Here is a 12,984-nt window from a genome sequence, read left to right as displayed (position 1 = left end):
GTTCAAATCAATAAATTTGGGCATGACAGTATCAATTTCTTCTTTATGGTTTTTTCTTTCGCTTTTTTGGACCTTACCAGAGGCAACACCAAAGGCGAAATTGTCTGACTATGGTTTTTTTCAAGGAGTTTTAGCGGAGCAAATTCCGGCGGGTCAGGTCTACCCTTATTCATTGCAAACTCCTCTTTTTACCGATTACGCTGAAAAGTTGCGTTTCGTTTATTTGCCTGCGGGTCAAAAAGCAAAATATGACGATAAAGAGGTGCTTGATTTTCCAGTGGGTTCTGCGTTGATAAAAACCTTTTACTATCCAATTGATTTTCGAAAACCTCAAAAGGGAAGAAGACTCATAGAGACACGGGTTTTGGTTCATGAAGAAAATGGTTGGCAAGCTTTTCCATATGTCTGGAATGAAGAGCAAACAGAAGCCTATTTGGAAGTAGCCGGTGAAAGCACAGAGGTAAAATACATCGATCTTAACGGGAAAAAGAAAAAGCATGCTTATGCTGTGCCTAATGTCAATCAATGCAAAGGTTGTCATAATCGTAATGAAAAAATGTCCCCCATTGGTCCTTCAGCACGTCAATTGAATAGTGATCTAGAGATTTCGGACTATTTGGTTGCTTCAGCCACTTCTTTATATCACTCCGGAAATCAACTCAAAAATCTTGACGATCTAGGTTTAATTACGGGTATGCCGGATTTATCAGATGTTCCAAAAATTGTTAACTGGCAGGACCAAAGTGCGTCTTTGAATGATCGGGCCCGGGCCTGGCTCGATATCAATTGTGCACATTGTCATCGCCCAGAAGGTCCTGCGAATTCCTCGGGCCTGTTTTTGAGTATTCATAATGATGATCCGGTTAGTTTGGGGATTATGAAAGCTCCCGTAGCTACAGGAAGGGCTTCGGCCGATTTTAGTTTTGACATTATACCGGGAAAGGCAGACGAATCTATTCTAGTTCATCGAATGGCATCTACAGACCCCGGGGTTATGATGCCTGAGCTTGGTAGAAAAACAGTTCATGAAGAAAGTCTTCAATTGATCAGAAACTGGATTAACAGTTTACCTTAAATTCTATCTCCTGATTCTACATTCGGGCACTTTTCTTGTATTTGAGTTGCTGAACAAATTGTTCATTGATTCAAAGACTAAAACTGGCCTTGTTTCGGTTTTAATAGAAAAAAAAACCATTCATTCATGAAGAAATCACTTTGGCTTGTCTGCTTGATGCTTTCAGCCTTTTCCTGTAAAAAAGAAGAAACCACGCCAGACAATTCCATCTCGCTGCCTTCCATTGAGGAAGCAGACCAATGGCTAATTCCGGTAAGTGAGGTTAAAGATGGCGGAGTAGGGAAAGATGGCATCAAAAGTATCGATGAACCTATCCATATTTCTGCCCAGCAAGCCAGTTTTATGAATGATGATGATCTCATTTTGGGCTTTAAATACAATGAAACAGTCATTGCATACCCGCAAAAAATTCTGGATTACCATGAAATTATCAATGACAAAATTGATGATTTCGCCTTCTCAATTTCCTATTGCCCTTTGACCGGCTCCGGTCTTCTACATGATCGATCATTAGACGGCTTAGAGACCACGTTCGGGGTTTCCGGGCTACTCTATAATTCAAATTTGATCTTATACGATCGCGGCTCTGGGTCTTTATGGTCTCAAATGCTTTTGAAATCAATAAACGGCTCTAAAATGACAGCGGAAAATGGTTTTCATCAATTGGTGGAAACTACTTGGGGAAATTGGCGTAGCTGGTACCCCGGTACAAAAGTCCTGAGTGTTGAAGGTCTTGAGGTTCAGCCGGATTATGATGTTTATCCTTACGGAGACTATAAAACCAATAATGATAATTTACTTTTTGACGTGGCCAATAATCTTTCAGACATTCCTAAGAAAGAGCGTATACTAGGTATCAAAGTGGGAGAGGAAGTAGGTTATGTTCAATTTAAAACCTTTGGGCAGTTAAACTCACAATTGGTGCGTGAGATCGGCGGGGAGGAAGTCCTTGTTTTTGGATCTGAAAAAGACAACTATATGTTGGCCTATATGGCTAAAACCACTAAAGGTGACGTCATTCGTTTTCGAAAGTCACTAATTGGAACAGGGGAGGGTTTGCTCTTTGAGGATACGCAAGGCAATGCCTGGGATTTCTTCGGCACGGCTGTTTCTGGTGATCGGAAAGGCGAGCAATTGGTAATTCCTACGCATTTTATGGGATATGCTTTTGCCTGGGCAGCTTTTTATCCTGATTTTTTCACAGGTTCCAACTAGCATTCCTTTGTGCTTTGTACCTTTATGACTTCAAACAAGTTCTTCAATGGATCATGTTGACCATTGAAATTAAATTGATCATAAATTAATGAAACCCGTTTATAAAGCTCACCCGTGGCATGGCATCTCCATCGGAGACCAGGCTCCTGAATTTGTTAATACGTTTATCGAGATTGTTCCTTCAGATACTATTAAATATGAAATTGACAAAGACACGGGCTATCTGAAAATTGATCGTCCCCAGAAATATTCTAACATCGTTCCTTCACTTTACGGGTTTGTTCCTCAAACCTATTGTGGACGTAGAGTGGCTGACCTTGCTCTGAAAAACGGTGCAGACAAGGTGAAAATTGGGGATGGGGATCCACTTGATATTTGTGTGCTTTCTTCCCACAACATTCCTCATGGCGATATTTTACTTCAGGCCCGGCCTATCGGAGGTTTCTGTTTGGTGGATAACTTGGAAGCAGATGATAAAATAATTGCTGTTTTAGTAGGCGACCATATTTATGGAGAATATCAGGATTTGGCTGATATGCCCCGCGATGTGGTGGAGCGTTTAAAGCACTATTTCCTTACCTATAAAAACTTGCCTGACGAGCCAAAGAAATGTGAAATTGCCTATGAATATGGCAAAAAACATGCTGGTCAGGTGATCAGAGAATCTATGGAAGATTATCGCGATTTAATCTTCAAACCAATGTAATATGCAGCTTTTCTGGTCTTTAGGGTTCTTACTTTTACTTTTTATTTCGGTAGCTGAAAAGCCTGAAAACTATACCGAAGAAATACCAAATACAAAGGTCTCTTTCGATATGGTGGGTATTCCTGAAGGAAGCTTTTTGATGGGGAGTCCTGAAGGTGAGGTATACAGTGAGGCCGATGAAGGGCCTCAAAAAAGGGTTGAGTTAGATGCCTTTTGGATGTCAGCCCATGAAGTCACCTGGGATATGTACCTGGTTTATCAAAACAAGGAATTGGAGATTGATAAAGACCTTGCCGTAGATGCGGTTTCCAGACCAACAAAGCCTTATGTGGAGATGTCTTTTGGACAAGGAAAGCTTGGTGGTTATCCGGTTTGTAATGTGACGCAGTATGCGGCCAGAATGTTTTGCAAATGGCTTTATCAGAAAACCGGCACTTTTTACCGTTTGCCTACTGAGGCCGAATGGGAATATGCCGCAAGAGCCGGTTCTAAGTCCACCTGGTATTTTGGCGATGACGAAAGTCAGCTGCAGGAGTATGGTTGGTTTTACCAAAACTCAAATGGGCAATATGCTCATGTAGGTGAAAAGAAACCGAATTCCTGGGGACTTTATGATATGTACGGCAATGTAGCTGAGTGGACTTCTGACCAATACCTTGAAGATTATTTTGAACGCTTGGAAGATGGTGAGAAAAACCCTTGGATAAAGCCTGACAAGTTGTACCCGCATACGATCAAAGGTGGGCATTGGGATGACGACCCTGATCGACTTCGTTCTGCTTCACGCATACCATCTACTCCAAGATTAAAGCAACAGGACCCTCAGATTCCAAAATCTGACTGGTGGCTTACGGATGCTCCGTTTTTGGGTTTCCGTTTGGTACGACCATTAAATAAACCTTCTGAAGAAGAAATTGAAGCCTATTTTGAGGCTCCGCCAAAAGATAAATAATGCACAAAAGACTGTTTTTATTCTTTTTCCTGATTTCTCAATTGACCCTGGCTCAATCTAAAACCGTTTGTTTTAGTATTGATGATCTTCCGGTCGTCAATTATGGAAATCCAAGCCCAGAATTTCATTTGGAGGTTACTCAAAAGCTGATGGATGGACTGAAAGTCAAAAGTGTACCGGCTATTGGATTTGTTAATGAGGGGAAGCTTTGGGATAAAGATGAGGAGATGATTGGTTTTCAGAAACAATGTCTGGAATTGTGGCTGGAGGCAGGAATGGACCTTGGAAATCACACCCTTAAACATAAGGACTTCAATAATACGCCTTTTTATGAATATGCAGAGGAAATTCTGCTCGGTGAAAAGGTGACCAAAGCTCTTCTCAAAAAGCACGGTAAAGAAATGATGTATTTCAGACACCCCTTTTTACATGTTGGCGAACGAGAAAGTAGAGCGGATAGTCTGGATAAGTTTCTGATCAGGCATAATTATATCGTAGCTCCTGTGACCATTGATAACGCAGACTATCTTTTCGCCAGGGCCTATCATATTAGTCGCAGAAAAGGAGATGATAAACTGGCGGATAAAATAGGGGAGGACTATATCAACTATATGGAGGAAAAGTTGCTCTACTACGAGAAGCAGTCGGATGCTTTATTTAATCGCCAGATCAGCCAGATCTTACTTATTCACGCCAGCCTTCTCAATGCAGATTATATCGAAAAATTGGCCGCAGTTTACCAGAAACACGGCTATAAGTTTGTACGGATGGAAGAAGCATTGAAAGATGAAGCTTATAAAACACCTGTCACAGCTTTCGGTCGCTACGGTATTTCATGGATTGACCGCTGGGCTCTTTCGGCAGGCAAAAAGGGAGAATTCTTTGCCGGTGATCCGGCTACTCCCGAATATATTGAGAATTTCGGGCGGTAGAAACGTCGAGTTCCTTTTCAATATCTGAAAGATAAATCTTATCCAAAGGGTTAGAATAGGGGTCAAACATTCTTTGCTTAGCAATATAGAGCTCCTGTGCCTTTAAAATGGCCTTTCTAAAATTCTCTGTTTGTTGCAGAGCTTTGTACGTTAAAGCCAAATAATATTGATTTTCAGCAAGTTCAGATTCTTTTGATTGAGATTGAAAAGCGGCTAAAGCTTTTTCATATTCACTCTTTTGAAAGTAGAGTACACCAAGGTGTAAATAGTCATATTCTCCCAGGAAATTGATCTCCTCATTCTTTTTGATCTGTTCAGAAATAAGGCTTATAGCCTTGTCAGTATTACCCAACATTTTGTTGCACAAGCCCAAAGCTACTTTCAGATGATAAGTGCCGTTTTGAGAATAGCCAATATCACTGACTAAGAGGCTGTCAAGTCTTTCAATATCTTTAATTGCTCCCTCATAATCTCTGAAAAACTGAAACCGGCACCATCCTCTGTATCCTAAATTGGCTTTTGGATCAAGACCAACTGCCTTATCCATAAGGCGTTTCCATTCTATAAAATCCCCACTTTTCAGGTAAGCTATGGATTTAACCTTATAAGCATAATCAAAAGTAGAATCAATGGCCAATGCGGCATCCAAACCGGCCTGGGCCTCCCGGCTAAATTGATAATACGGCCTGATTTCCTCCGCCTTTAAACAAGCCTTGTATTTAAGGGAATCTCCTTCATGACGGTATGCTTCACAGTTTATCTGAGCCAACACCTCAATTGAAAAGGCTATGAAAAGGAAAGTTAAAATGTATCTCATCACGGAAGTATTTCAATGATTTGGCCGTCTTTAATCTTAAAAATCAAATAGAAATAATAATCTGTAGTTGTTTCACCATACGGCAGGATGTGCCAATTCTTGATTTCTCGGGTCAGTCTCAAAAGTTGATCTGTAATGGATGAATCGAAAGAGAAAGGAGCATAATTTTCATCAGCCTCTAAAAGTCGGAATCGACCGGCCTTACCTTCGCAATTCACCACAAACCGAATTCTTACCATACCGGATTGATGATTATTTTCTGGAGCTTTGTAGTTAGAGTTAAAATGCCGGATCAAGGCCGGTTTTTCGCCAGCATATTGCGGTCCGGCATTGGTATTGAAGTATTGCAGGACTTTCGCTTCAGGCCCGCAAGGTGAAAAATTGGGGTCGTCCGTTTCAGCGTTAAACTCACTATCTCCAACCCATCTTAAATACTTTTCCTGGCCAAAGGAGGGAAAGATAATTAGGGTAAGTACGATAAAAGTTACACTAAACCTAAAGGGTTGAAATCTGAAACTTTTAGTTGTCATGAGGGCCTGGTTAAATTGAAAGTGAGCAAAATAGCCTTTTGATGTCCTATTCTGCTAACTTTTAAACAGGCTTGACATTTTATTAAGAATTGACTTATTGTTTAGAAAGTTATAATCTCAAATGTTTCGACTTGCCTCAGGCCCATTCTCGAGATTCAGAACCCCACGAGGACAAACAGCTGAGCAAACACCACAACCCACACAAGAAGAACGCACGATATCCTGACCACGCTGAGCATACCATCTGACATCAATACCTTGTTCACAGTAAGTAGAACAGTTGCCACAGCTAATGCATTGGCCACCGTTGGTTGTTATTCTAAAGCGACTTTTAAAGCGTTGCACAATACCCAAATAGGCTGCCAAAGGACAACCAAAACGACACCAAACACGATTTCCCATTAAAGGATAGAAGCCGGTACCCACAACCCCTGAGAAAATGGAGCCAATGGCAAAACCATAGTAATATCTTAATGTTCCGGTATCAATCACTCCGAAAATTGCCGAGTTACCACTCATATAGGTATAAATTACGCCAATGGTCATAATGACAGCAAAAACAAGTACAGCATGAATCATCCAACGTTCTATTTTCCAGGCCTTAAGGCTTTTATTAGAAAGCTGACGGAAGGGATCGCCCAGTGTTTCTGCAAGCCCACCACAGCCGCAAACCCAGCTGCAATACCATCTTTTGCCATAGAAATAGGTCAGTACGGGCACTCCTACAGCGAATAAAATAATACCCCAAACAAACATGAAAATCCCAAGTGTGCCGGCTTCTATTTTCTGGTCGATACGGTAATCAAAGAAAAACGAGTAATCCAGCGGCCACATATTCTTTAAATCCGCCGAAGGCATATTCAACTTCGTCAATATCTCAGGAATCATGAATGCAAAAATGAGCTGGAAGAACATCACTGAGCCCGTTCTGATCATCTGATACTTGCTATGGCGGTATTTAACCAACATTCTGATCCCCATCACCAGCACTGCAATCGTATACAGGAAGCCATATAAAAACCATTGGCTGGCCTTATTGCCATTCATAAAATTGCTCAGAGGATCTAAAACGATGATCCAGTTCGCAATAAAATGCGGGAAGAAATACAACAGGATGTAAAAGATAATCAATAAGGCACCGAGAATAATACCGAGCCATTTTACCGAAGTACCGGGGTGGTGGAAAATACCGTCATTTTTAATGCCGGGCAAAAGGTTTAAATCAGGTAGAATGAACATCAATGCACCCAGTACAAGCAAAGAAAAAACTAAGCCGAAAAGTAAACCTTTGTTATTCGAAACCAGACCATCACCCGCAGCCTTGGTAAGACTTAACTCATAGGTGTCATAAATTTTCTGGTCAGATTTCCCTTCAGCATCCAGTTCCTTATTGACCTCCGTTATTGCATTTTTGATGGATGATGAGAAGGAGAAAACATTTGAGTGTTCCTGGTCAAAAAGGTCTTCAAGTTTTGGCCGTAGTAAATCGGCATGTTCTTGTGAAGCGGTTTCTAAAAGAATTTCAGGAGTCAGTTTATAGGTATTACCGAAGAGGAGGGCTATCCAAAGCACCAATGCCGTTAGAATTAGAAATATGCCTGTGTTTTTCATGTCTTTGCTTATTGAAAAATAGCCATCAGGCCAGTCTTTTTATTTTTAAGTTTTAGTGAAGCCCCATATTGCTCATTATAGGCTTCAATGATATCCTGTTCATGTTTTTTGAAGAATTCCGGGTCAAAATTAGCTTTACCAAGATTAATTAAAACTTCTTCAACAGACGTTTCTTTTTCAATCCAGTTTTGCCAGATTCCCTGACGCATCCGAATGCCAAAAGTGTTTACGCCGGTCACAGCCTTGGTGTCTTTTTTGAAATGAATTCTTACCAATTTATGCTCCACCGGGCTTTGCCAATAAAAGTCTTCTGTTCCTTCTTCAGGCGTGGCCGGTACGGCTCCGTAGGTTTGGTATTCAATATCCAAAAACTTAGCAGAGTTATAGAAAACACCTGGTTGATAGGTAGTTTTATCACCAAGAATTGTCTTTGCAATGGTTTCGCCCATGATTTTGCCAGTATACCAGATCTGCTCCAACGGCCTTCTACCAGGAGGCGGATTTTGATGCTGAACACAGTCTCCTAAGGCGTATACATCAGGAATATTGGTTTCGAGAAACTCATTGACTAAAATTCCCTTTTCCGTAGCCAGTTTTGTGTCTTTTAGAAAGCTAATATTAGGATGAACACCGACTGTAAGACCTACAAATTGACAGTCGATAATACTTTCATCCTTGAGTTTCACCCCTTTGACATTGCCCTGACCATCATCCAGAATTTCAGCGATTTCGGTTTCTAACCTAAGGTCAATATGGTGTTCAAGAATATGTTGATTGATCATCTCGGATTCTTCTTTGGGTAGCACCATGTTCCAAAAAGAGGCTTCCCGTACCAAGAAAATCACCTCTTTACCCTTTGATTTGAGCATTTCGGCGAGTTCAATTCCAATTAGGCCCCCACCTACAATAACTGCGGTTTCTATTTCGTCTGAGTAACTTTGAAGAGCCTCTAAATCCTGATAGCTATAAAGACCCTGAACCCGCCTAAGGTCTTGTCCCGGCCAGCCGAATTTATTCGGCGAAGAGCCCGTGGCCAAAATGAGTTTATCGTAGGCAAAAGTTTCTCCGTTTGAAAAACGTAGGTTCTTATGATCAAAATCAACTTCTTCAACATGTCTGTTGAGTAAATTGATCTTGTTTTTCTCCCAAAACCAGTCTTCAAAGGGCTTGGTATGCTCATAGTTCATATGACCCATGTAAATATACATGAGGGCTGTTCGCGAGAAGAAATAATCAGTCTCGGAGGAAATAACAGTAATCTCATGATCTGAATCTTTTCTAAGGTATCTGGCGGCTGTAATTCCACTGATTCCGTTTCCAATGATGGCTATTTGCATAGGCTGGGGTTTGGGCTATCTACGAGTTCTACGAATCGGTAGATTTATTTGACTTTTAGATTGGCAAAAATTAAAGTATAAATAATAATTTTCCGTGATTTGCGTCACTTAAATCATTTTGCACTGAAAAAGTTAAGCATTAAATCAATCCGCCTTCTACCCGGGCTGTTTATTTTCCTCTGGATGTTTTCTTGTATCGAGCCTTTTGATACGGCCTTCAGATTAACAGATTCCATTCTTGTGGTAGATGGTAACCTTACCGATCAGGAGACTGGCAATTATGTCAGTCTTAGAAACTCAAAACCGAGCAGTATCTCTTCCTCCTCAAGTATTTTCGAGCCTATTAAAGATGCGAATGTTTGGGTTTTAGTTGATGATTCTGAAAAGGTAAACTTAAGTCATTTTGACGCCGGAACGTATTCTTTCCCTGAGGGCTTCAAGGCTGAGAACGGACGATCATATCAATTATTCTTCGACCTCTCAAACGGAAATAGCTATCAATCAGACGCTCAGGTGCTAAAGACGGTCTCACCGATAAAAAAGGTGTATCAGGAGTTCGTTTCTGATGGTATACGGGTACGGGATATCACGGCAGCCGGTCATAAAATTTATCTGGATATGGATGAGCCAGAAGGTAAGGGTGATGCCTATTACTGGACATGGAAATCGTACGAAAAACAGAATTATTGTACAGAATGCTATGGAGGCCGATATTACCGCAATCCCGGAGAGGCAGAAGGCGTTTGTGTGTCAGATCAGTTATTGATCAGGTATAACGTAACCTATGATTATAAATGTGAAAAGCCTTGTTGGGAAATCATCTACTCCAACACGCTTAATGCTATGAATGACGCGTTTATCGATGGCCGAAGTCTGGTAGGAAAGCAGGTGGCTGAAGTACCACTCTACACAAGAAACGGTGCTGTTATTGAGATCAAACAACATGCAATCAATGACAAAGCTTATAAATACCTGAAGCTTTTGATTGATCAGAATCAAAATAGTGGTGGCCTGGCTGATACACCTTCAACCGCTTTAATTGGCAATATGACATCTTCGACCAATCGCTCAGAGAGCGTTGGAGGGTATTTTGTGGTGTCTTCAGTTCATACCGTCCATTATTTTCTGGATAGGGCAGATGTAATTAATGGTGTTAAAGCCGTTGGTTTCCAGGCAAGAGAATCTAATCCTGAGCCATCAGGTGCAGACACTACCCGGCCACCTTTGGCCCCATGTAATGAAAGCGTAAACCGCACTTCTGTTCAACCTATCAACTGGATCGATTAAATCATGAAACCAACATGATTGAAATAATCATTAATCACACAAGAGAATGATTATTTCAATCATCAAACCTGCCTGCGGCTGGCAGGGGTCGCATGTGACCGTTGAAAATAAATAGAAACTAAACACATGAAAAGATATTTTTTTACTGCTCTTCTGTTCGTTTTTTCGCTTCAGTCTATTGCTCAAAATCTGTATAATTTTAAAGGGGTTGTGCTTGATAGTGCTGATAATGAGCCTTTACCCGGGGCTACAGTCAGTTTGAATTTTGGAGAAATGGCCGGCTCAACAGACCTTGACGGTCGGTTTAGTTTTCTGGTTCCGGCTCAAAGAATTGCTGTTGTCATTCGATATGTTGGTTATGTACCGAAAAGGTTTTCCATTGAAGGTGGGCCTGACATGCCTGAAAGAGTGATACGGTTGGAAAAGGTCTCCAGTCAGTTGGAAGAGGTGATCATCAAGACTGACCGATCTGATAATTTAAAAAGGCCACTTCTCGGAGTTTCTACATTGAACATAAAAACGCTGGAAAAAATACCCACGGCCATGGGAGAAGTTGATATCCTTCGTGGATTACAAATGTTGCCAGGCGTAAGTAGTGTGGGTGAGGCTTCAAATGGCGTCAACATTCGTGGTGGTACTACAGATCAAAACCTTCTTTTACTTGATGGAGGGCCAATATTCAACCCAACTCATATGTTTGGCCTGTTCTCGGCTTTTCCTTCAGAGGCCGTTTCAAATTTTGACCTCTACAAAGGAACTGTGCCCTCACGCTATGGTGGGCGTGCCGCTGCGGTACTTGATGTGACTTTGGCTCAACCCGATCTGAATAAATTCAAATTGAAAGGGGGAGTTTCGATGGTTTCTAACCGAGTCAAAATGGATGTGCCCATCATTAAAGATCGTTTAGGGGTTATGGTGAGTGGTCGTGCGGCATTAAACGACTGGGCTTTCCCAATTTTTGCCAAATCGTTGCAAGACATAAAGGCAAAATTCTATGATAGCTCGGCGAAACTCTTCGGCAAAATCAATGACAAAAATACGGTAACTGCAACTGCTTATTACAGTTATGATTTCTTTCAAACCGAGGCCTTAGGTACTATTCAGGAGATCAATGCCACCAGCAGTCAGTACCGTTACTCCACGCTTAACTTTACCGGAAGCTGGTTTACTGCATTTAGTGATAAACTCAATCTGCAGACGACCCTGGTTTCCTCTCAATACGATCCTTCTATTCTATTACCGGAGTTTCAGTCAGAAAATGTCGTGGAAATCGCTCAGAATATCCGATATAAACAGGCGAAAGCCAATATGAATTACTATGCCGGCAAACACACCCTGGAGTTTGTGGCGGATGCTACGCAATATCAATTAAATCCCGGCGAATTAATTCCTGGAACCAGTCCCTCGGTCAATCCGGTAGAAACTGATTTGGAGTATGGTTTGGAATTAGGAATAGGCATTGAGGACCAGTTTGAAATTAACGATAAAGTGACGCTTTCAGCCGGTATCCGTTATTCTGATTTCAGAAATACTGGCCCGGCCAAAAGACCACTTTTTGAAGAAGGAACGGAGAGAAATGAGATCAACTTTGTAGACACCGTTTCTTTTGCCAAAAATGAGATCATTTCTCAATATGGAGGTTTTGAGCCTCGTATCGGGCTTCGTGTTGCCTTGAGTAATAAAACCTCTCTGAAGTTTGGGTATAATCTATTGCGGCAGTACTTGCAGGTGATTTCTAACACTACAACGCCAATTCCCACCAGCCGCTGGAAAACCTCAGATATCTATATAAAACCACAGGTGAGTAGCCTTTACACTGTAGGTTATTTTCAGGACTTCGGTTCTCAGATTTATGAATTCTCAGCAGAAGCCTATTACCGTCATACCGATAATATTATTGATTACAAGCCCGGGGCTAGCTTTTTGTTACAGTCTTCACCAGAAACGGAGCTTTTACAGGGTATTAATAAGTCATACGGATTAGAACTGATGATTCAGAAGAAGAAAGGCGAGCTGGCCGGCTGGATCAATTATACCTATTCCCGCTCCCTAAATCAAGTGAATGAGGGGCCCTCTTTTAATCAGCAGGTTAATTTTGGTAACTGGTACGCGGCCAATTATGACAGGCCACATACCTTTAATGGTACAGTCGTCATCAATCAGGGAGATCACCATGATTTCTCTTTCAATTTTACGTACTCGAGTGGTCGTCCATTTACTACTCCCCAAGGGTTTATACGATTTGCAGAGACTAATTTTCCATTTTATGGGATTCGGAATAATGATCGTATTCCGGATTACCACAGACTTGATTTCTCATGGAATATTTATCGCCCCAGCATGAAAGAGAAAAGGTTCAATGGTAACTGGAACTTCACCGTGTATAATCTCTATGGTCGTAAGAATGCCTATTCAGTATTTTTCCGGAAAGAGGACTTAGTGACTAAACCTTACAAATTGACGGTTTTCGGAGCACCAATAGTCTCTTTAGCCTATAATTTTACCTTTGAATAATAAGTAAA

General features: G+C 41.3%; 11 protein-coding genes. 7 read left to right on the top strand and 4 right to left on the bottom strand.

Features of this window, described 5'->3' with window-relative positions; all coding sequences use genetic code 11:
• The first annotated feature begins 22 nt into the window (after positions 1-22).
• From AFM12_RS03575 to AFM12_RS03555, 5 genes are all read left to right on the top strand, one after another.
• A complete protein-coding gene (locus tag AFM12_RS03575) occupies positions 23-1,075 on the top strand; it encodes an SO2930 family diheme c-type cytochrome (RefSeq protein ID WP_055145111.1) in 1,053 nt (350 codons plus the stop codon).
• A 126-nt stretch (positions 1,076-1,201) separates the two neighbouring features.
• Positions 1,202-2,290 (top strand): DUF3179 domain-containing protein, encoded by a 1,089-nt coding sequence (locus AFM12_RS03570; RefSeq protein WP_082391176.1) that lies wholly within the window; start codon positions 1,202-1,204, stop codon positions 2,288-2,290.
• 88 nt (positions 2,291-2,378) lie between these two features.
• Positions 2,379-2,996 (top strand): inorganic pyrophosphatase, encoded by a 618-nt coding sequence (locus tag AFM12_RS03565; RefSeq protein WP_055143977.1) that lies wholly within the window; start codon positions 2,379-2,381, stop codon positions 2,994-2,996.
• A gap of 1 nt (position 2,997) precedes the next feature.
• Complete coding sequence (locus AFM12_RS03560) at positions 2,998-3,948, top strand: formylglycine-generating enzyme family protein (protein WP_055143975.1); 951 nt, start codon at positions 2,998-3,000, stop codon at positions 3,946-3,948.
• Positions 3,948-4,880: a polysaccharide deacetylase family protein gene (locus tag AFM12_RS03555; RefSeq protein ID WP_055143973.1), complete on the top strand. Its 933-nt coding sequence runs from the start codon at positions 3,948-3,950 to the stop codon at positions 4,878-4,880. Before AFM12_RS03560 ends, AFM12_RS03555 begins: the two co-directional genes overlap by 1 nt.
• Here the strand turns inward: AFM12_RS03555 and AFM12_RS03550 are convergent.
• The 4 genes from AFM12_RS03550 to AFM12_RS03535 all read right to left on the bottom strand — a co-directional run bounded on the left by AFM12_RS03550 (position 4,846) and on the right by AFM12_RS03535 (position 9,175).
• Positions 4,846-5,697, bottom strand: a complete 852-nt coding sequence (locus AFM12_RS03550; RefSeq protein WP_055143971.1) for a tetratricopeptide repeat protein — start codon at positions 5,695-5,697, stop codon at positions 4,846-4,848. The two genes, AFM12_RS03555 and AFM12_RS03550, sit on opposite strands and share 35 nt — an antisense overlap.
• Positions 5,697-6,227 (bottom strand): hypothetical protein, encoded by a 531-nt coding sequence (locus AFM12_RS03545; RefSeq protein ID WP_055143969.1) that lies wholly within the window; start codon positions 6,225-6,227, stop codon positions 5,697-5,699. Before AFM12_RS03545 ends, AFM12_RS03550 begins: the two co-directional genes overlap by 1 nt.
• Before the next feature lie 117 nt (positions 6,228-6,344).
• The gene (locus AFM12_RS03540; protein WP_055143967.1) at positions 6,345-7,838 is read right to left on the bottom strand and encodes a 4Fe-4S binding protein; all 1,494 of its coding nucleotides are present in this window, start codon (positions 7,836-7,838) and stop codon (positions 6,345-6,347) included.
• Between the two features lie 8 nt (positions 7,839-7,846).
• A complete protein-coding gene (locus AFM12_RS03535) occupies positions 7,847-9,175 on the bottom strand; it encodes an NAD(P)/FAD-dependent oxidoreductase (RefSeq protein ID WP_055143965.1) in 1,329 nt (442 codons plus the stop codon).
• Between the two features lie 99 nt (positions 9,176-9,274).
• Between AFM12_RS03535 and AFM12_RS03530 the strand changes: the two genes are divergently transcribed.
• Positions 9,275-10,462: a DUF4249 family protein gene (locus tag AFM12_RS03530; RefSeq protein WP_131458169.1), complete on the top strand. Its 1,188-nt coding sequence runs from the start codon at positions 9,275-9,277 to the stop codon at positions 10,460-10,462.
• Between the two features lie 126 nt (positions 10,463-10,588).
• Positions 10,589-12,976: a TonB-dependent receptor gene (locus AFM12_RS03525; protein ID WP_055143961.1), complete on the top strand. Its 2,388-nt coding sequence runs from the start codon at positions 10,589-10,591 to the stop codon at positions 12,974-12,976.
• Positions 12,977-12,984 lie beyond the last annotated feature (8 nt).

Origin of the sequence: Jiulongibacter sediminis, from assembly GCF_001306455.1 — a bacterium.
GTDB classification, from domain to species: Bacteria; Bacteroidota; Bacteroidia; order Cytophagales; family Spirosomataceae; genus Jiulongibacter; species Jiulongibacter sediminis.
This window is presented reverse-complemented; position numbering and strand designations above follow the sequence as displayed.

What these genes read in the sequence shown, in the direction of transcription:
- AFM12_RS03565 (WP_055143977.1), top strand. Translation starts at nt 2,379, where the DNA reads ATGAAACCCGTTTATAAAGCTCACCCGTGGCATGGCATCTCCATCGGA.
- AFM12_RS03550 (WP_055143971.1), bottom strand. Translation starts at nt 5,697, where the DNA reads ATGAGATACATTTTAACTTTCCTTTTCATAGCCTTTTCAATTGAGGTG.
- AFM12_RS03535 (WP_055143965.1), bottom strand. Translation starts at nt 9,175, where the DNA reads ATGCAAATAGCCATCATTGGAAACGGAATCAGTGGAATTACAGCCGCC.
- AFM12_RS03575 (WP_055145111.1), top strand. Translation starts at nt 23, where the DNA reads ATGACAGTATCAATTTCTTCTTTATGGTTTTTTCTTTCGCTTTTTTGG.
- AFM12_RS03560 (WP_055143975.1), top strand. Translation starts at nt 2,998, where the DNA reads ATGCAGCTTTTCTGGTCTTTAGGGTTCTTACTTTTACTTTTTATTTCG.
- AFM12_RS03545 (WP_055143969.1), bottom strand. Translation starts at nt 6,227, where the DNA reads ATGACAACTAAAAGTTTCAGATTTCAACCCTTTAGGTTTAGTGTAACT.
- AFM12_RS03540 (WP_055143967.1), bottom strand. Translation starts at nt 7,838, where the DNA reads ATGAAAAACACAGGCATATTTCTAATTCTAACGGCATTGGTGCTTTGG.
- AFM12_RS03570 (WP_082391176.1), top strand. Translation starts at nt 1,202, where the DNA reads ATGAAGAAATCACTTTGGCTTGTCTGCTTGATGCTTTCAGCCTTTTCC.
- AFM12_RS03555 (WP_055143973.1), top strand. Translation starts at nt 3,948, where the DNA reads ATGCACAAAAGACTGTTTTTATTCTTTTTCCTGATTTCTCAATTGACC.
- AFM12_RS03525 (WP_055143961.1), top strand. Translation starts at nt 10,589, where the DNA reads ATGAAAAGATATTTTTTTACTGCTCTTCTGTTCGTTTTTTCGCTTCAG.